We start from the raw sequence: 20141 nt of genomic DNA, 5'->3' as shown, positions 1-20141 counted from the left end.
CATGGAAGAAAAAGAAAAAACAAAAAAAAAGCGTCCCAGAAAAGAAGGTGCCATAGCCTATATGGCCCGTAATTCCATTGCTACCAACTTATTGATGTTATTATTGCTGGGCGGTGGGATATTCACCATGTACACCATCCAAAAAGAGGTTTTCCCGGAGTTTCAATTGGATTTTGTGGAAGTATCGGTAGCCTACCCGGGTTCTTCCCCTGCGGAAGTGGAACAGGGAATTCTACAGCCTGTGGAAGAGGCGGTCCGTGGAGTCAACGGCATCAAGGAAATCGTATCGGAGGCCCGGGAAGGGTCCGGACAGGTAACCATAGAGCTGGTGGCCGGGACCGAAAGAATGAGGGCCTTTCAGGACATCGATCAGGCCATTAACCGGATCCGCACCTTTCCCGATGATATCGAGGAACCCGAAGTGGCCTTACAAAACAGGCAACGCGATGTGATACAAATCGGCTTATATGGCAATGCCGATATCTGGACCTTACGGCAATTGGCAGAGCGGCTCAGGAACATATTACTGAACAATCCGGAGATTACCCAAGTGGAATTGGGCAATGTGCCCGAATATGAAACACGTATCGAAGTACCCCGACGCAATCTTCAAAAGTACAATCTTACCCTGGGTCAAATTGCGAATATCATCCGGCAAAGTAGCAACGACGTTCCCGCAGGGGCCGTTCAGACCCAAAGTGGAGAGATTTTACTGCGTATGCAGGAACGAAAGCAATGGGCCGAGGAATATGGGAACATCACCATCGTTTCCTCTCCAGACGGTGCCAACCTCCTTCTCAAGGACATTGCAACGATTACAGATGGTTTTGAGGAAGTAGGTTTCCATGGGCAGTTCAACCAAGAAAATTATGTGGAGCTGCGTATTTTTAGGATTGGAGATCAGTCCCCGCTAAAAATAGCGGAGGAAGTCCAAGGAATCTTGGACGACTTTCAATTACCTCCGGGTATAAAATATAGAACGGATAGCAACCGCGCCGCCGACTACGAAGAGCGACTTTCCCTTTTGACCGAAAACGGCGTTCTTGCCATCCTTATCGTCCTTGTCATACTGACCTTGTTCCTGGAATACCGATTGGCCTTTTGGGTCATGATGGGAATGACCGTTTCCTTCATTGGTGGAATGATTTTACTACCATTGATCGGCATAAGCGTAAATATGATATCCATGTTCGGTTTTTTGGTCGTTTTGGGTATAGTGGTAGACGACGCCATCGTGGTGGGTGAAAATGTTTATGAGTATAGACAAAAGGGTCTCAGCCCAATGCAAGCGGCAATTGCGGGAACCAAGGATGTATCGCTACCTGTCACTTTCAGTATTGTAACTACGATTATTGCCTTTGTGCCCTTGCTTTTTATGCCAGGGGAAACGGGCAAATTTTGGCAACCCTTGCCTGCGGTTGTAATCGTTATTCTTGGGGTTTCCTTGATCGAGGCACTTTTCATCCTTCCCTCCCATTTGGCCCACCTTAAAAAGGAACAGAACAAAAATAAATGGGTTCGTAAACTGGAAGGTTGGCAGCGGACCTTTGCTACAGGATTTGACAATTTCATTGAAAATAGGTACCGACCCGTTTTGGACAAATGCCTCCAGTATCGCTACATTACCCTATGCTCGGCCGTGACCTTATTATTGATCGTTGGCGGATACGGTTACAGTGGTCATATGGGAATGATCATGATGCCGGAAGTCGCTGCGGATGAAATAGAGTGCGGGGTACGGTTACCTGTTGGAACTACGCCAGATCAAGCGGCCAAGGTCGCGAAGGAAATCTCCGATGCCACACAGCGAATGTTCGAGGAGCATAATCTATACGAAGTAGCCGAGGGAATAAAGACCAACGTTAGGGGACAGAACTTTATCGATGTGGAAATTGTAATGCTACCCCCGGACCAGCGTGATATCACGGCCGGGGAAATGATCGCCCTTTGGCGGGATAATATTGGTGATATTCAAGGCGTGGACCAAATTACCTTTGAGGCGGAACGTGGACCGGGCGGGGCCCGGCAGGCAATCAGTGTGGACCTTAGTCATTCGGATATCGATGTGCTGGAAAGGGCAAGTGCCAGTTTTGTGGAGCGTATGAAAGAATTTTCCAATACGCGCGATGTTACGGACAATTATAACAAAGGAAAGCTGCAATATGATTTTAAGCTCCTTCCACAAGGGCGAAATTTGGGCCTTACCTCCGATGAGATTGGAAGACAAGTGAGGGATGGATTTTTTGGGGCCTTGGCCATGCGACAGCTTAGGGGCATGAACGAAATCGAGGTTCGGGTAAAACTTCCATTGGAGGAGCGTAAGGATATAAAGAATCTACAGGATTTTCTTATCCGCACTTCAGACGGTATCGAAGTACCCCTAATGGACGTGGTGGAAGTTGAGGAGCGCGAAGCCTTCACCAGCATCAATCGACGGGACGGTAGAAGGGTCGTCAATGTGGGTATGGACGTAGAACCGGCCAATTCCGTGAGTCGGGTATTGGCATCCATGCAAGAAGAAGTCCTACCACAACTGCGGAGTGATTTTCCGGGTACCACATGGACCTTTGAGGGTAGTCAGGCAGATATGCGGGAAAGTACCAACACTTTAAAAGCTGGGTTTTCCATTGCCATGCTCTTGATCTATGCGTTATTGGCCATCGCTTTCAGCAGTTATACACAGCCATTGATCGTGATGACCGCCATTCCTTTTGGAATCGTGGGTGCGGTCATAGGACATATTTTGTTGGGCTATGACCTTTCCTTGGTAAGTCTTATGGGCGTCATTGCGCTCTCCGGGGTGGTAGTGAACGACTCGCTCATCATGATCGATTTTGCCAACAAACGCCGGTTGGCCGGAGACTCCATTTACGAGTCCATCCATGAAGCGGGACTTCGTAGGTTCCGGCCCATTATCCTAACCACGATGACCACGTTCGGTGGTTTGGCACCTATTATTCTGGAAACATCCAGTCAGGCTTTTTACTTGATACCGATGGCCATTTCATTAGGTTTCGGAATTGTTTTTGCCACAGCTATTATATTGGTAATCGTACCTTGTCTTTACTTGATTCTGGAAGACATCAAACTACTAAGAAAAAGAGGCCGTACGGTAAAACGGGTCGATGTACTGGAGGCCTAGGGACCGTCCATTAAACGGAACGTTCGGGTTATAAAAATTGGCTTTTGCACAACATAATGTCGGAGTCTTCCCATACATTGTATTCATAAAAAAATGATATCATGGACAAAGATGAATTATTAGGGAAGGAACTGAGTAACCTCTATGCCATTTCAAAACAGGTGAACCATTTTTTCAACGGTAGCAAAATCGGGTTTTTGAACGAACGACGAAAAACAATGCTGGAAGAGTACCTAAAGCTTAGTTGTAAATATGAAAACGACATCGCCGAATCACTTAGGCACATCAATGTAAATCCGGGTAATACGACGGATTCCATCGTACAGGAGATTACGGAGAACTTGCAAGAGATCCTTTCAGAATCCGGAATCAAAAAGGATTCCAAGCAACTGAGCTATATGATGTCCTTAAACCGATTGATAAGTTATCACGTGGCAAATATTGAGAACATCGGCTTTTTGCTGAACGAGGTGGAACTCAAAAACGCTTCTTAAAAGTTTGAAGAACTATAGGTACCCAGAAACATTTTCTTTAGTGAGCACATCTATGGGCAGTAATCTGTTTTTGGGCATCTCCCGCTGGTAGAGCAGATATTCCGTTACTATAGATATGCCGTGATAGCCTTGAAGTTTCGGGTTTTGGTTAAGTAGTATATCGATGGTGCCTTCCCTTAAAAGTTCGATATTTTCGGGAATCATATCATACCCAATAATTTTGACCGATGGGTGTTTTCTTAGGAGGTCCTCAGCTACATGGGTCTTTGAATTGGTTATGAACAATCCATCGGTCTTGCTTAATTTATGATCCAATAAGCCCATATCCAATTCGGCTTCAAACCGGATAATCTCAAAGGTACTTGAAGCGTCCCTTTCACGGAAATAATCCAAAAAACCGATTTCCTTTTCCTCTACATGGGTGGCATTTTCTGTCTGTACACCTATATGGAGTATCAAAATAGTTCTTTTGGGTGCTACACTCCGGGTCAAAATATCCATAAAATAGGCGGCGGTACGTCCACTCATGAAGTAATCCTGACCTATAAAGCAGCCATAATCAACATCCTTTATTGGGGAGTTCAAAAGAACAAAGGGGATTTTCCTTTCCTCGAGTTCTCGGTATAGATTGAAACAGGTATCCGTAAAAAAAGGAACAATGACCAGGGCATCGGGGCTATTTTGTAGCACGGAGCTAAAATTTTGGTAGTAGGTATCGGCCGTACTTCCCATGCGAACGGACGAAATACGAATCCCAAAAGGCTCCAACTCCGCATAGGCATCCATCACGCCTTGATGCATTTGCTGCCAGTACCGATCATTTGTGTAGTCTGGCGTAAGCAGCCAAATCGTAAATGACCGATGGTTCTTTAAGGTCCTGGCGATCAAATTGGGACGGTAATCAATACGTTGCAGTACTTCCTCTACCTTCCTTCTGGCCTTCTCCGAAACCTTGCCGCGATTATTGAGAACACGATCTACGGTTCCCCGGGATACATCGGCCATGGAGGCGATGTCCTTTATGGTAAAGTTTCTTTTATCCATTGCTCGTTCAACGTAAAATCTGGACCGAAAAAGGTGTTTAATCGGTCATGTGAAAGATTATGGAATAACCGTTAATACGTATCCTTTATCCAGTTGTACGGTTTTCTTTTGACCCAATTGCCCCGGGTAAAATCCGGAAAATCCTGGGGTTCGCCATTGTTGGCGATGGATAGTTCTGACAATGGGGTTATGGCACTCCAGGCCGCAGCGTCATAGGCGTCCATGGGCGGAGCGATATTGGCCTTGGCCGATTCCACAAAGGCATTGATCACAAAAAAGTCCATACCGCCATGGCCCGCGCCGGTGGCGTATTCCCCATATTTAACCCAAAGTGGATGGTCATATTTTTTGAGCCATTCATCCGCGGCGTCCCAGCGGTGAGGTTGGGACTGACCCTCGATATAGATGCGGTTTCCGTCCACTTCCCAGAGGCCGTTCGCCCCTTGTACCCTAAAGCCCAAGGAATAAGGTCTGGGCAGGTTGCAGTCGTGGGTAACGATGATGGTCTCCCCGTTCGAGGTATCGATGGTGGTGGTAATCACATCGCCCTGCTTCCATTTCAATTTGGCGTTTGGATGGTCCTCACCGCCCTTTTCCACGATATAGTTATGCAACCCAATGGCCTTTGTGGCATGGGATGTAAGCGAAACAAACCTGTTCCCCCTGTTGATATCGCACATCGCGGCAATGGGTCCCACGCCATGGGTGGGATATACATCGGCATTTCTCAACAGGGAATGTTGCGTACGCCATCTGGCCTCGGAAATTCCCTTTTCGCCAAATTCGGCCCCAACACCGTAGGGTTCCTTTCCATCGTTGAACTTAACGCCCCGTAAATCATGCTGATAGCCGCATCTAAAATGTACCAGCTCCCCAAATACATTTTGACGGACCATGTTCAATACCGCCAAGATATCCCTACGATAGTTTACGTTCTCCAAAATCATCATATGGGTTCCCGTACTCTCATGGGTATTTACCAAATCCCAGCACTCCTCCATGGTGTTCGCTGCGGATACTTCCAATCCTGCATACTTTCCGGCCAGCATGGCATCCTTGGCCATTCGTGTGTGCCATAGCCATGGGGTCGCGATGATAACGGCATCCACCTCTTTAAGCTCCAAAAGATTTCTATAATCCAAATCGCCCTTACTGAATACCTGTGGTTTGGCACCCCCTTTTTCAGAAATCATCTCCAGGGCAATCTTTACACGGGCTTGGTCGATGTCACAAATAGCGGTTACCAAAACATCGTTACGTTGCAATAAGTTACTCAGGTGATTGGTTCCTCGTAGCCCTACCCCGATCATACCCACCCTGAGCTTTTGGGCAGAAAAGTTCATTCCCATGGAAAACTGTGGCCAAAGGGCCGCACCTGTGGCCGCAAGGGAAGTGGATTTGATAAAATTTCTTCTGGATTTTGATTTCATTTTGATAAGATTTTAGATTTTAAAATGGGTCGAATTTTGGATGCGCAATCCGGCATCGACCTGTATGGGATATGCCTCCTTGGCCCCAACGGAGAGGAGGGCTTCAACTATTTTACCTTCTGTTCCGGGTTCCGTAAGAACCACGATACTTCCTCCGCCACCGGAGCCCACAATTTTGGCACCGTAGGCACCCTGTTGTAAAACGGCATCGATCATGGCATCTATTTTAGGTACGGTAATCTTCAATTTATCCCTTAAAATGATATGATGGGCGGTCATCAACCTACCTATTTCGGGTAGGTTAAGATTCGGTTTTTGAAATTCCAATAATGCCTTTTGGGTAATATCATGGTTTTCAATGGCCGCTTCAAAATAGGGTACCAATTCCATTGGTAGAATCGAAGTATATTTTTTTAGGTCCGAAATAGTGGCTTTTTGAATATTGAAATCCGGAAATTTATCCGTTACCCGTTGAATGGATTTTAGGGCGTTCCCCTTTACCCTTGCCAAAAGTCCCACCGTTTCTTTTGGAACCCCTGATACGCCCGTTACCATCCCTTGCAGTTGAGAACCGATGGTCTGGCATTCAAAAGGCGGATTTGTTTTGATATGTAACACGCCACCCACGCCAATGCTGAAATGGTCCATCATTCCGCCCGGTTCCTTATGTTCCAAAATTTCCGCCCAATAGCCCAATTCCGCCAAAAATTCCTTGGTTACCGGTCTATCCAGGCCAAAGGCCTCCACCAAAAAATAAATCCACGCCAGCAAGACCGCCGAGGAACTGGAATTTCCGGAATTAATGGGAATATTTCCCGTAATTTCCACATTATACCCTTGGACAGGAACACAGCCTTCCCGTTTTAAAACGCGAAGTGCCGACCCAAAATAATCACGGGGTTCCAATGTTTTGAATTCCTGAGAAATGGGGATAACCCTTTTGGAATCGATATCCTCCATCTGAATTCTAAAAACCCCATTCTCATTGGGTGTTGCCTTCAAAAATATATACCGATTTATGGCACAGGCAATTACCGGAAGCCCCAGATAATCCTGATGGTCGCCAAAAAGGCAGGTCCTCCCGGGGGCCACAATATGTATTCTCGTATCCAACAAGGTTCAATTTCTTAACGTTACGCTCATTGCAAAGTCTAAAATCCGAAGCCATTTTCCACGATATTAAACTTCAATAGAACAATGATACAAAAAATGTGTTCGAGCACAAAATAAAATTTCAAGCAATAAATCACGGTTCGGGGCAAGGTTTGGTCTCCATACGTAGCAATCTTAATGGTTTTAAATCAGCGGTTTGGAACCAAGGGAAAGACGTACACTGTTAAAAACCTGTTGATTAAAAAGAAGCGAACGGTATCAATATTTATTTATATTTGAAAACCGACCATCTTTACCGATGATAAAAAATATCAAAACCATGTTCAGTAACATGAACGACTCCACCCGCGAGGCAGCCCTTACCTGTCTTTGCAATGAGTTCAAATTGAACGACAAGCGGTTTATCAAAAAAAATTGGATGATCGGTGGTAGGATTCCGGAGGAATATCAGGAGAGAACGGTCGTCATTTTTCAAAACCTGTTGCGGGAACAAGCCATAAAGGTTCGGGAAATAGAGGTGAAACTTTAAAAAAAATCCCTTTTGTCAATTGTCCTTACTTACGTCCAGGGTTAGCATCGTTACCATCGCTTTTCCGCTATTCGAAATTCAAGGCGGCTCCGGGCATTTTGATATCGTCACTTTGTAAACCCAATAGTTGAAGAATTGTTGGCGCTATTTGATTGCTGAACAACTGTTCGTTTGTCGTAACCTCCCCTTTTGCCTTAACTCCCTTTCCAAAAGCGATCAACCAAACACTTCCGGCACCTGCTATTTCCGATCCATGGCTTTTCCACGTATCCAAGGGTTGTGTCCCGCGTCCATGGTCCGTTGTGATTACAAAAAGCGTATTGTTCTTATAAAAACTGTCGGATTGTGTAAAATCCCACAACTCTTTTATAAAGGTATCGGTTGTATGGGCCGATTTCAAATAAGCTCCGTAATCCCCATCATGGGCAAAGTCGTCCGTTTCCCCATAAGCGATATATACCACTTTTGGGTGGTTTTTTTTCATTTCTTCCAATGCGAAATAATGCGTAAAAGCATCCAACCTAACAGAGCCCCACGGACTTGGCACTTTTGGTTGCAATTCGTTCAGGAATTTTTCCCGCTCTGTGATATCGTCACCTTTGGCAACATCAAAACCTGCATTGACCGGAACCCCTGAACGTTCCTCATTGATGATATACGGGAATACGTCCCAACTCCCAAAGGCGGCCACTTTGCCGTGGTATCGTGTATCACTGTGGGCAATTTCCAAAAATGTCCTATTGGGATTTGGAATCTTATCATTACTTGTAATACGGTCGTCATCGGCCTTTCCGGTCAATATCTCGTTGTACCCCGGGTAGGAAAACCACATCGCATTGGTCAAATCCACCTTGCTCCCATGATTTCGGTTTCCATGAATCCGTCCAATGGACGCTACGGTGTTCCAAACAAAGGGTAGAAGGGCCTTACGTCGCTCCATTGGGGAACTCCTCCAAAACAGTTTCCGTAACTCCGTAGTATCATGGACATAGTCGCTATGGGCTACCAAGAGGGAATCCGCACCCGAGAACAGCTCCTGCCAGCGAAAACCATCCAGGCTTATCAGAACTATGTTGGCTTGACCCTCTTGTGCCTTGGCCAAGCCACCGGCTAGGACTATAAAAAGAAGAAGCATCGGGATTTTTATGTTCATCGTATTTCAATTTTATTTCTTCTCAAACTTCCGCCTAAAACTAGCCAAAATATGCTTTGGACCTCGGTTAAAAAGTTATTAACAATCTATCTTAATAACTTTATGCGTGCATTTCATCGAAAAAATTGCTCTTTTAATCGTGAAAATAATTTCAAAATCTATTTTTGGCCGAACCAATTGACCAAATGCCCATTTACTGATAGCAATTTAAATGAAAATACGCCTTTCCAAGTTCCCTACCCTAGCACTACTTGCTTTTGTTCTAATTATATTTTCAACCTCCTGCAACAAGGAAACGGACTTGGTTTCTGAATTTGTTATCAAAGACAGTACGACGTCAATCGACCAAAACGATACGGGTAGGCTAGCAGAAATAGATACAGTAGAGGAGTCAAATTAATCAAGAAACCTTTTTGGTGCAGCAATCGTCCTTTTCGCGGACTTCTTTTTCCTTTCTTTAGATTACCTTAGTGGGAAACATTTTCTATGCCTTCCCCATTTAAACGAAACATTTCACTTACCGGTGACACACGATTGACCGGTATCTCACTGACAGACTCCAAGGAATTTGCCGCAGGATTTCCAGGGATTAAAGTGGCGATTCAGCATACTTTTAAGGAAATGGGGGCTTTGGAAGCCTTGGGCACGCTTTCCAAAATGAACCAAAAGGACGGATTCGACTGTGCCGGATGTGCGTGGCCCGATCCGGAAAAACCTTCCAAGCTTGGCGAATACTGTGAGAACGGGGCAAAGGCCCTTGCGGAAGAGGCTACATATGAAAAAGTGGACGCCGATTTTTTCAAAAAACACAGCGTTGAGGAAATTTCCACATGGTCCGACTTCCATATTGGAAAAAGTGGCAGATTGACCCAGCCCATGATTTTAAGGGAAGGAAGTATCCACTACGAACCCATTTCCTGGGATGCCGCCTTTGACAAGATTGCCGTACATCTAAAATCCTTGGCATCCCCGGACGAAGCTATTTTTTACACCTCGGGACGCTCGAGCAACGAGGCGGCGTTTTTATACGGACTCTTTGTGCGTGCCTTTGGCACCAACAACATGCCGGATTGTTCCAACATGTGCCACGAAAGCAGTGGCGTTGCCCTGTCCGAAACCTTGGGCATTGGCAAGGGATCTGTAAAATTGGAGGATTTTGACGAGGCCGAAGTAATCATCGTTATGGGCCAAAATCCGGGTACAAACCATCCTCGAATGCTGTCCGCCCTGGAAAAATGTAAAAAGAACGGCGGAAAGATCATCAGTATCAATCCTTTGGCAGAAGCCGGACTGATCCGGTTTAAGGACCCGCAATCCCTATCCGGGATTACCAAAGGGACTTCCCTTACGGATATCCATCTTCAGGTAAAAATCAATGAGGACGTGGCCCTGCTCAAATTGTTACTGAAAAAGTTGGCCCATCTGGAACGAAGTGGCAAAACCGTGTTCGACCACAGCTTCATTGAAACCTATACCGAGGGATTTGATCAACTCCTAAAGGATTTGGAACGATACTCCGAAAACGAACTTTTGGAACGTTGCGGTATTCCCGAAGAAACGATTGACGAAGCGGTTAGCTTGCTAGCGAAAAAAAATAAAATCATCATCTGTTGGGCCATGGGTCTTACCCAGCATAAAAATGGCGTGGACAACATTAAGGAATGCGTGAACCTCCTTCTCCTAAAAGGAAGTCTGGGAAAACCGGGCGCCGGAACCTGTCCGGTAAGGGGTCACAGCAACGTCCAGGGAGACCGCACGGTGGGCATCATGCACCATGTTTCAAAGGAACTGAACCAAAGTATTGAAAAGGTATTTGGCTTTACACCACCTAACAAAGAAGGCTTGGATACGGTAAAGGCCCTTGAGGCCATGCACGAAGGAAGGGCCAAGGTGTTCATTGGGCTGGGAGGAAATTTTGCATCTGCCGTGGCCGATACCCACTATGCAGCGGAAGCACTTCAAAATTGCGACCTAACAGTTCAGATAAGTACAAAACTGAACCGGAGTCATTTGATTACTGGCAAGACCGCGTTGATATTACCAACATTGGGTCGGTCCGAAAAAGACAATTCCAACGGAAAAGAAAGATTCCTGACCGTGGAAAATAGTATGGGTAAAGTGCACAGGACCAAAGGAGTGCTACAACCAAAATCGGAACATTTAAAAAGCGAACCGGAGATAATTGGGGGTATTGCAAATGCGTATTTTAAAAACCAGCATCCCGTAGCGTGGGAAGTTTTGGGCAAGGATTATGATAGGGTCCGAGAAAAAATGTCCGAAACCCTGATAGGTTTTGAATCGGTTCAAAAAGATTCCAAAGGATCCGGTTATTATTTACCAAATAACGTTAGGGAGCTGGATTTTAGTAAATTGGAACATGGAAAAGCCAAATTCAGTCTTTGCAAAATGGCGTCACATGAACGTAAGCCAAATGAATTCCTACTGATGACGATACGGTCGCACGATCAGTTCAACACCACCATTTACGGCCTAAACGACCGGTACAGGGGTATACAGAACGAACGCCGCGTACTTTTTATGAACCCCAAGGACCTCGAGCAATTCGGCTACAAAACCTTGGATATAGTGGATTTGGTAAGCAGCTACGATTCGGTAGAGCGACGTGCCAAGAAATTCCTAGTGGTTCCGTACAACATTCCGCAAGGGAATTTGGGTGCCTATTTCCCGGAAGCGAATATGGTGGTTCCCCACAACCACTACGCGGATAAAAGCAACACCCCCATCAGTAAATCCATTATCGTCCATTTGGAACGATCGAAATAAGTATTTCCTATCGATGCCCTATCCCCCTTTCCGTAAATTGAACTAACTTTAAAGTGGCCTTTTCCAATCGCTATTTTGTACTGCATCGTAGACATAGAAACCACCGGAAACGGAATCAAGGGTAACAGTATTACCGAAATATCCATCTTTAAATACGATGGGCATGAGGTGGTGGATGAATTTACCTCCTTGGTAAATCCGGAATGTGAGATACCCTTTTTCATTACCGGACTTACGGGGATTGACAACGATATGGTGCGAAATGCTCCCAAATTGGCCGAAATAGCTCCAAAAATCCTGGAGATTACTTCAGATGCCATTTTTGTGGCGCACAGCGTCAATTTTGATTACAATGTCATCAAAAACGAGCTACAGCTCCTTGGACTCGAGTTTTCAAGAAGGAAGCTTTGCACGGTACGGTTGTCCAGAAAACTGCTTCCCGGGTATCATTCCTACAGTCTAGGAAAACTATGCTCCGCCGTGGGGATACCCCTTTCCAACAGACACCGGGCCCGTGGTGACGCCCATGCCACCATGCTTTTGTTCCATAAACTGTTACGGTCCCACGATGCCGAAAAAGTATTTAAGTCCTTCCTGAACGCGAAATCACAGGAAGCTACGCTACCCCCTTCCCTGCCCAAAAGCGAATTTGAAAAGTTACCCGCCACGCCGGGCATTTATTATTTTAAGGATGGTAAGGGACATATTATTTATGTGGGCAAGGCCATCAACATTAAAAAGAGGGTGTTGGGACATTTCTACGATAAATCCACCAAGGAAATTGCGTTGTGCAATGAAACGGCCTATTTGGACTTTGAGGAAACCGGGAACGAATTGATCGCGCTTTTGTTGGAATCTGCGGAAATCAAGAAGCACTATCCAAAATTCAATCGCGCCCAGAAACGAAAAATTCAGCAGTACGCCCTATTTAGTTATGAGGACCGCAACGGAATCCTGCATTTGGCCTACAACAAAATCAACATGGCACCCAATCCGTTGCTGGTGCTATACAGTATTTCTGAATGTAGGACCTTTTTGGAAGCACTGTGCGAAAGCTTTGGGCTCTGTCCAAAATATTGCCACCTACAGGATAATGTGGACACCTGTTCTCATTTTAGGATAAAAAATTGCATCGGGATATGTTCCGATATTTATCATTTGGAAGTATACAATGCGCGGGTACGGAAGGCCATAGATTCACTTGGAGAAACAAAATCGGACTTCGCCATTAGACTTAAAGGGAGAAACCCAGAAGAGAACGGTTTTGTGCTGGTACGGGAGAACCTGTATACGGGATACGGTTTCGTACCCAAAGACACACCCCTTAGTACCCAGGATGATTTTGAATCCTATCTTACCAGGCAGAAAAACACCTTGGAAACGCAACGTATTGTGGAAGCCTTCGTTAGGAAAAGTTCGAAAGGCATTCTGAGCTTTACGAGAGCGGAGACCTATTGAATACGGTCAGTCCTTTAATTTGTGATACATCTTGATCACAAAAAACAACCAAAGGACAAAAACAATCCCTACGATGATGGAATAAATCAATACTACCTCCACTATTTCCTGTACTTTAAATAGTTCATAAAGCCCAAGATAGTAGGTGCCCAAAATGCAATGAATATGGCCTCCAGCTTTTGTCCTGTCAGGAACATGACCTCGGATACCACTATAATGGAAAGCACGACTAGGAGCATAATACAATTCATTACCCCTATACGTTTGATAAAACTCTTCAGCATACTTTAAATAAATTGAAAGCAAAGGGAACAGAAACTAACCCTCCCCTGATTCCGGTTTATTTAAATGTACGAAAATATGTGTTCAATCAAAGGGATTACCCTAAGACTGTTTTCCCTTTCCGCTGTTCATAAGTCTAAGGGTGACCACAACAAGGGCAATCACCACAGCGGCAAAAACGCCGATCATGATAATCCCGTTGCTCCAGTTTACTAATGGCAGTATGGTTTTCATAAAAATTCAGTTATATAGGTTGTACTATGGCATTTCTTAAAAGGCTTTATAAACCTTCAAATAATTGCTTAAAAATACGTTGGAGGAATATACAATTTTATGATTTCTATCATAAAGCCCATTTTCTTGAAAAAACCTTACCGTGCCCTTTTGTTTTCATGGGCCACCCTCGCCCCAAGTTGGGACAATTGATTGGCATTATCAAAATAATCGACAGCCTCCTTGGTGGTTACAAAGAGAAATTCCTTTTGAAGTTCATTGATGATATTGGTGGTAAAAATGATGTCGCGCATGGGCCCGATAGCACCTGCAATATAGAATTGCAGCCCCATTTCATGGATTTCATGGATGAGCTTGGAAAGCACGTCCGCACCCGTGGCATCGATGTAGGTCATGGCCTCGGCATTCAAAATGACCGCCTTTAGATCGGACCCCTTTCCTTTGATTTGCTTTAGCATCTTCTTTTTGAAATAGCCTGAATTCCCAAAATAGAGCTGGGAATCGAACCGAACAATCAATAAATCCTTACGGATTATGACCTCATCGTTAAACCGATTGATGTTCTTATAATAATCGGACCCCTTCAGATTGCCCAACTCCGCAAAGTGGGGCTTGGAGGTTCGATACACCATCAGCAATAATGATAGCAGCGTTCCCACAACGATTCCTTGGGTAATCCCGATAAAAAGGGTAATCAAAAAAGTAAGCAACAACACCCCGAATTCATCCTTGCGGTCTACCCATAAGTACTTGGCATAGTCCAAATCTATTAGCCCAAAAACGGAAACCATAATAATACTTGCCAGTACCGTATTGGGCAGGTACTGGAAAACAGGTGTAAAAAACAACAGCGTAAGCACAACCAAGACCACACTGAAAAAGCCCGCTAAATTGGTTTTGGCACCTGCTTCCTGATTGATGGCCGACCTGGAAAAACTGGCCGTGGAAGCATAGGATTGAAAAAAAGAACCTAGGATATTGGATGCCCCCAAGGCAATCAATTCCTGATTGGCATCTATGGTCTCTTCCCCGCTTTTCTCTTCCATAGCCTTACCTATGGATATGGTCTCCAAGTAACCTACCAAGGCCAATGCAACGCCCATGGGCCAAAGGCTTTTTATATTTTCAAAGGTTATTTTGGGAAGGTCAAAGGAGGGTAAGCCTTTGGAAACTTCGCCCACCAACTTCATATCGTATGCAGCCAAACCAAAATAATAAACGGCCAGTATGCCCAATACGACCACTAAAAGCACTGCGGGAAAGCTTTTTTTCCATTTTTTAAATCCCAGAATCAGTACAATACCTAGAATGCCCAATCCCAAATCATAGGGGTTGGTGTTCCCCAGCTGCTGCCATGTCAAGGCTACAATTTCATGAAAATGATTGCTATTCGGGACAGGGATTCCCAGCAAGTGCTTTAGCTGACTTACCATAATGATAATGGCGGCAGCCGAAGTAAATCCGCTGATAACAGGCTTTGACAGAAAATTGACCAAAAAGCCCATCCTGAATATGCCCAGAAGTAATTGTACAGCCCCAACGATCAACACCAACACGACCGCCAAAGCAATATAGTCCGCAACATTGCTTATAGCGAACGTTCCCAAAGCCGCGGCTACCAATAGGGAATCCATGGCCACGGGCCCCATGGCCACTTTGCGTGAGGTGCCTAAAAACACATAGGTCAACACGGGAACCAAGGCGGTGTACAAACCATAGACTGGAGGCAAACCGGCAATCATGGCGTAGGCCATACCTTGCGGGACCAAAACTATGCCCACGGTAAACCCTGCGATCAGGTCTTTTATAAAATAGGCCTTTTTATAGGTAGTAGCCCATTCCAAAAATGGTAGAAAACGGTTCACGTTTCAAAAGTAAACAAATCCCACGTGGCAAAATTAGGTAAGACCAAAGTTAGAGAAGCAGTCCCACCGAATAACACATATACATAGTAAGCCCTGAAAGGGCGAGGTACGTGGAAAGGCACAAGCACGGATGCTTGCGCCAGCGGAGGGGGTTTAGGTATCCTTATTTATAATATTCAATTTTAACTTTTGTGTCCTTGTATTCAATACAATTTTGATTTTGGTCGAATTTTAAACAGTTATATTGAGTCGAACCCCATATACTCTCATCAGATAAGCTGATGATGGTTTCTTTAAATATTCTTTTTTCCTGGTATTCAAGAGCAATTTTAAACGAAGTATTCGATTGATAATAGTTTTGTTTACTTAGTTTACCGTTGCCCTCGTATAAATACTCAATGATTTCATAAGGAAAGATATTGTAACGCACATTCGTAGTATCGGACAAAGACTTTTCCCATGCCCTATATTCCGTTTGTCTATAAAGTTTCCTTTCATTGTTCAGTTTGTTTTCAAATATTGACCTCATTGTAAGCTTTTTTTCACCATCATAATACCCTTTTGAGATTAATAAATTGTTTTTGTCATACGAAAAGAGAATCGTTTGGCTTAATTCATTGGAGCTGTATTCTCTTTGTTCCGCAATCATTCCACTTTTATTGAAAAAGTATTCATTATCAATAATTGCAACTTCTTCATCTGAATCATCAAATTCATTTTCTTGGTTGGACTGATGGATAAATTTCAAATATTTTACATTTCCTAATAGTCCAATTTTTTCAAGGTCGGTCAAATAATTTTTCTTTGTTGCGCAACTTGAGGAAAAAAATAAAATTAGTATTGGAATTAGATTTCTCATTGGTTTTAATGTTACCTAAATAGGATATATAAAGACCTTAAAACGCTTGACCGTCCCTCCCTCAAGATACGAAAACCCGGTATCCAAATTAGCTTGCTCCACGGCATAGGGGTAAAAAGTGATGGGTTCTATACAGACCATATTGGGGACTTCCGTCCACAGCATAAAGTGTTCAAAACCTTCGGTTTTTATGGTCAGTTCCAATTGGTCATTGAGTATGATCGAGGATTCCTTGGGTACCTGAAGGGCCCTGCTCCCCACCGCCATAACTTCCGGGATGGAAATCTCCTTTTCATGGGTTTTGATAATTGGATGCTCCGTTGCAAGGTTGAAGGCCGGGTGGTATCCCAACATAAAGGGCATGCCGTCTTCCCCTTCGATTTCAAAACAGATTTCCAGACCATCTTCTTTCAAATGGTATGCTTTTTTGAAGTTGAAATCGTAGGGCCAAAAAAGTTCCGGTGCGGCCGACTTCCCTGGGTATTTGGAATTTTTTATGGGTGTATTCGCTTGATAGCGCTTTTCAAAAACCGCTTTTGTTTCGGTGGATTCCAAAAGTTCGTATTCCAGTTCCCGGAGCAGTCCATGCTGGTCTTGAAAGGCCTCACCCCTGGGGGTTTTCACTTTGAAATCGGCCTCGTTTGTGGGTCCAATAATGGGAAACATCTCGGTATCGGAATTTCGCCAACCTGGATTCCCTTTTTGATGTATCAATTCGTGGCCATCCACAAGATAGCCTACCAGTTCGCCTTGGTCGATCCGTACTTGTTGTTTAGGTAAGGTAAGTATCGTCATATTATTCGTTTATCAATCGGTAAATCAAAATTGCGGTTCTTTTGGTCAACGCTTCAATGGTGTTCAAATTCACGGTTTCCTGGGGTGTGTGGGCACCCGTGCCCATAGTGCCCAATCCGTCGAGGCAATCCAAATATTCCGCCACAAAGGAGGTATCCGCAGCACCTCTTCTTCCGGGATCATAAGCGACTACCTCGCCCTGATTTAAATCGAGGCTGACTTGATTCAATTTTTGCAAGAGGGCATGGTTCCCTTCGGTCGGCGCCATGGCCGGGTACATATCGGAAAAGGAAATCGTCGCCGACGTTTTTGGAAGGTTTTCCGCAACGATCGCCCTCATTTTCTCCCGGGTACGTTCTTTTTGCTCCTCGGAAATAAACCTCAGCCCACCCCGTACCTCGGCCCTTTGGGCGACCACGTTTGTTTTTCCAAAAACGGTGCCTTTGCTTGTCATGTCATCGAAGGTCACAAAGGTACCTCCCAACAAGGTCCCGGGGTTGAAGGTCAAAAGTTCCTCCCCTTTTACATCGGTATAAAAACCATGAAGAATTCTCGATATTTCAAATATGGCCCCCGCACCCGTATTTTCACTAAAGATACCCGAGGAATGGGCACGCTTCCCTTCCACTTCCACTTTCCATCCAGATGAGCCACGGCGCGCTACGGTAGCGTAGTTAAACCCGGTCGATGTTTCAAATCCCAAGGCAATATCGCTTCTTTTGGCGGCATCAATCAAGTCCTTCCTACTTATCTCCAAAGGATCCCCGGCACTTTCCTCATCGCCCGTTAGGGCCACAATAATCTGGGCATCGCCCAACAAATTATTTTCTTGCAAGGCTTTTAAGGCATACAGAATGATGACATTGCCACCTTTCATATCATTGCCACCCGGGGCCTGCGCCGTACTGTCGTTCACCATGGTAAAAGTCTGAAAAGGGCTGTCCTCCTCAAAAACGGTATCCAGATGTCCGATCAACAGTAACTTTTTACCCTTGGAACCTTTGGTCTCGGCGAACAAATGCCCCGCTCGGTTCATTTCCGCGGGCATGGGAATCCAATTCGTTTCAAAACCGATGTCGCCAAAAGCCGAGTTGAATTCGGCACCCACTTTCTTCACCCCTTCCAGATTCAAGGTGCCGCTGTTGATGTTCACCACCTTTTCCAAAAAGCCGATGGCATTGGAGTTATTGGCCTCGATACTTTTGATGATCTTTTTTTCGGTGCGGGATAACTTTTGTCCCGCTACATTTTGGAAAATCGGGAACAAGAGAAGGACGAATAGGATTTTTCGAATCATAACGTTTGGTTTGATTCAAATATACCTAAATCAGATAATAAAAAATTTCTTGGAACAGACTATCCCCAAGACAAGCCATAGGGGTATTCCGCCAGTTTCATCCTCATTACCATCGGGAACCGAAATTTTATATTTGCCCCACCCGGAATTGTGAAAAGGCAATTCCGACCTCCCCCAAGGGGAGGTATAATCGGAAACTTCGAGGCGAAGCCGTCGAGGAATTATTTAGATTAAAAGTAAGCGCTCTCTGGGCAAGTCTTCGAGGGCATTCGTTGCAATCTAGTTTTTATCTTCGAAGCCTGCCAGACAAGTGTTCAGGAGGGCTATCCTAAGGGTATTAAACCCTTTGGCGGCGAACATAAATGGAATGACGAATTCATACCTGTCAGGTATCCAAAACCTGACAGGTCTAGCAAAAATTACTCAAAGCGAATAGCCTTTACGGGCGTAATCTTGGTGATGATGTATGAGGGAATCAACAACATAAACAGGCATAGGAAGAGCACCCCGAAATTGAGCAGCAACACCGTAATCCAGTTGATGTGCACGGGAATGTACTCAATGTAATATTCCTCCGGATTGGGAAACTTGAACAAACGGTATTGTCCCTGGAGCCAAATAAAGCCCAAGCCGATCAAATTTCCCCAAAACAGTCCGATGCTGATTAGATAGGCCGCATTGTACAAAAACACTTTTCGTATGCTCCAATTGGTCGTGCCCAGGGCCTTTAGGATTCCGATCATGGGCGTACGTTCCAAAATAAGCACCAGAAGGGCTGTAATCATATTGATGCCCCCAACAATGATCATGATGCCAATGATCAGGGCGGTATTAAAATCGAACAGGCCGATCCACTCGAATATTTTATAATATTTATCCCGTATTGATTTTGTATCCAAGGTGGAGACGGTCTTTCCAAAAATTTCATTGCTCTTGGCATCAATATCGTCAAAATTGTCCAGTAAAACCTCAAAATTGCCCACCTCATCATCGGCCCATTTGTTCATCTGTTGGATGTGCCTAATGTCGATAAAAATATACTTGTCGTCAATCTCCTCAAAGCCACTGTCATAGATGCCCACAATGTTGAACTTACGTTGGTTGGGCATTTTATTGGTATCGTCGTCCCGCAGGAAAAAGGTAAAAAAGGAATCCCCCACCCCCAACTTCAAACGGTTAGCGGTTATCTCGGAAATAAGGACATCTGAGTTGAGTTCGCCCGTATAATTCGGCAAGGTTCCGGCCACCAAAAAATCGTGGATGGGCGTCCAGTAGTAATCCGCCCCCACACCCTTGGCTAGGATGCCCTCAAAAGTGTCCTCCGTACGGATAATCCCTCCCTTGGTGGCCACGGCCTGTACATGGGCAATTCCGTCAACATCTGTAAACCTAGGGTAGAAATTCTGTTGCATGGATACGGGTGAAACCGATACTTCGGACCGATTATTGTCATAGTTGGAAATCTGGATATGTCCGTTAAAAGCGGTAACCTTTTCCCGAATTTTATATTTTAACCCTTCTCCCGTAGCGATGGCAATCAACATCATGACAACACCAATGGCTACGGCGGCTATCGCTATTTTTATTATTGGCGCGGAAATACTAACTTTATGTTCCTTGCCCGTAATAAGCCGTTTGGCAATAAAATATTCTAAGTTCAAA

General features: G+C 44.8%; 17 protein-coding genes. 6 read left to right on the top strand and 11 right to left on the bottom strand.

Annotated features, from left to right (window positions below):
- Position 1: 1 nt before the first annotated feature.
- Positions 2-3142, top strand: coding sequence for an efflux RND transporter permease subunit (locus PP181_RS06440; RefSeq protein ID WP_272636419.1), 3141 nt, complete (start codon positions 2-4; stop codon positions 3140-3142).
- 101 nt (positions 3143-3243) lie between these two features.
- On the top strand, positions 3244-3636 hold the full coding sequence (locus PP181_RS06435) for a hypothetical protein (RefSeq protein ID WP_272636417.1): 393 nt from the start codon (positions 3244-3246) through the stop codon (positions 3634-3636).
- A gap of 12 nt (positions 3637-3648) precedes the next feature.
- Here PP181_RS06435 and PP181_RS06430 read toward each other — a convergent pair whose 3' ends face one another.
- From PP181_RS06430 to PP181_RS06420, 3 genes are all read right to left on the bottom strand, one after another.
- Complete coding sequence (locus tag PP181_RS06430; protein ID WP_154916987.1) at positions 3649-4680, bottom strand: LacI family DNA-binding transcriptional regulator; 1032 nt, start codon at positions 4678-4680, stop codon at positions 3649-3651.
- A 71-nt stretch (positions 4681-4751) separates the two neighbouring features.
- The gene (locus tag PP181_RS06425) at positions 4752-6110 is read right to left on the bottom strand and encodes a Gfo/Idh/MocA family protein (RefSeq protein ID WP_272636415.1); all 1359 of its coding nucleotides are present in this window, start codon (positions 6108-6110) and stop codon (positions 4752-4754) included.
- A 12-nt stretch (positions 6111-6122) separates the two neighbouring features.
- Positions 6123-7223 carry a mevalonate kinase family protein gene (locus tag PP181_RS06420; protein ID WP_154916989.1) on the bottom strand — a complete coding sequence of 367 codons (1101 nt, stop codon included), beginning with the start codon at positions 7221-7223 and terminating at the stop codon, positions 6123-6125.
- A 298-nt stretch (positions 7224-7521) separates the two neighbouring features.
- Here PP181_RS06420 and PP181_RS06415 point away from each other — a divergent pair, with 298 nt between their 5' ends.
- A complete protein-coding gene (locus PP181_RS06415; protein ID WP_138257396.1) occupies positions 7522-7752 on the top strand; it encodes a hypothetical protein in 231 nt (76 codons plus the stop codon).
- 67 nt (positions 7753-7819) lie between these two features.
- Here the strand turns inward: PP181_RS06415 and PP181_RS06410 are convergent, their stop codons facing one another.
- Positions 7820-8905: a sulfatase-like hydrolase/transferase gene (locus tag PP181_RS06410; RefSeq protein ID WP_272636414.1), complete on the bottom strand. Its 1086-nt coding sequence runs from the start codon at positions 8903-8905 to the stop codon at positions 7820-7822.
- Positions 8906-9116: 211 nt separating this feature from the next.
- Here PP181_RS06410 and PP181_RS06405 point away from each other — a divergent pair, with 211 nt between their 5' ends.
- The 3 genes from PP181_RS06405 (at position 9117) to PP181_RS06395 (ending at position 13147) form a co-directional block, all read left to right on the top strand.
- Positions 9117-9305: a hypothetical protein gene (locus PP181_RS06405; protein WP_272636413.1), complete on the top strand. Its 189-nt coding sequence runs from the start codon at positions 9117-9119 to the stop codon at positions 9303-9305.
- Positions 9306-9391: 86 nt separating this feature from the next.
- On the top strand, positions 9392-11689 hold the full coding sequence (locus PP181_RS06400; RefSeq protein ID WP_272636412.1) for an FdhF/YdeP family oxidoreductase: 2298 nt from the start codon (positions 9392-9394) through the stop codon (positions 11687-11689).
- 75 nt (positions 11690-11764) lie between these two features.
- The gene (locus PP181_RS06395; protein ID WP_272636411.1) at positions 11765-13147 is read left to right on the top strand and encodes an exonuclease domain-containing protein; all 1383 of its coding nucleotides are present in this window, start codon (positions 11765-11767) and stop codon (positions 13145-13147) included.
- Between the two features lie 101 nt (positions 13148-13248).
- Here PP181_RS06395 and PP181_RS06390 read toward each other — a convergent pair whose 3' ends face one another.
- From PP181_RS06390 to PP181_RS06360, 7 genes are all read right to left on the bottom strand, one after another.
- A complete protein-coding gene (locus tag PP181_RS06390; RefSeq protein ID WP_246160789.1) occupies positions 13249-13398 on the bottom strand; it encodes a hypothetical protein in 150 nt (49 codons plus the stop codon).
- A 133-nt stretch (positions 13399-13531) separates the two neighbouring features.
- Positions 13532-13663 carry a hypothetical protein gene (locus tag PP181_RS06385; RefSeq protein ID WP_272636410.1) on the bottom strand — a complete coding sequence of 44 codons (132 nt, stop codon included), beginning with the start codon at positions 13661-13663 and terminating at the stop codon, positions 13532-13534.
- 137 nt (positions 13664-13800) lie between these two features.
- Positions 13801-15528, bottom strand: a complete 1728-nt coding sequence (locus PP181_RS06380) for a SulP family inorganic anion transporter (RefSeq protein WP_272636409.1) — start codon at positions 15526-15528, stop codon at positions 13801-13803.
- A 163-nt stretch (positions 15529-15691) separates the two neighbouring features.
- The gene (locus tag PP181_RS06375; RefSeq protein WP_154916994.1) at positions 15692-16387 is read right to left on the bottom strand and encodes a hypothetical protein; all 696 of its coding nucleotides are present in this window, start codon (positions 16385-16387) and stop codon (positions 15692-15694) included.
- 15 nt (positions 16388-16402) lie between these two features.
- On the bottom strand, positions 16403-17182 hold the full coding sequence (locus PP181_RS06370; RefSeq protein WP_272636408.1) for an aldose epimerase family protein: 780 nt from the start codon (positions 17180-17182) through the stop codon (positions 16403-16405).
- A gap of 1 nt (position 17183) precedes the next feature.
- Entirely contained in the window at positions 17184-18479 is a 1296-nt protein-coding gene (locus tag PP181_RS06365) for a M20/M25/M40 family metallo-hydrolase (protein ID WP_272636407.1), read from the bottom strand.
- Between the two features lie 419 nt (positions 18480-18898).
- Positions 18899-20140 carry an ABC transporter permease gene (locus PP181_RS06360; RefSeq protein ID WP_272636406.1) on the bottom strand — a complete coding sequence of 414 codons (1242 nt, stop codon included), beginning with the start codon at positions 20138-20140 and terminating at the stop codon, positions 18899-18901.
- Between the last annotated feature and the right edge of the window lies 1 nt (position 20141).

Source organism: Maribacter sp. PR66, from assembly GCF_028464205.1.
Taxonomy (GTDB): domain Bacteria; phylum Bacteroidota; class Bacteroidia; order Flavobacteriales; family Flavobacteriaceae; genus Maribacter; species Maribacter flavus.
Note: the sequence above shows the minus strand (reverse complement) of the source record. Positions and strands in the feature narration are given on the sequence as shown.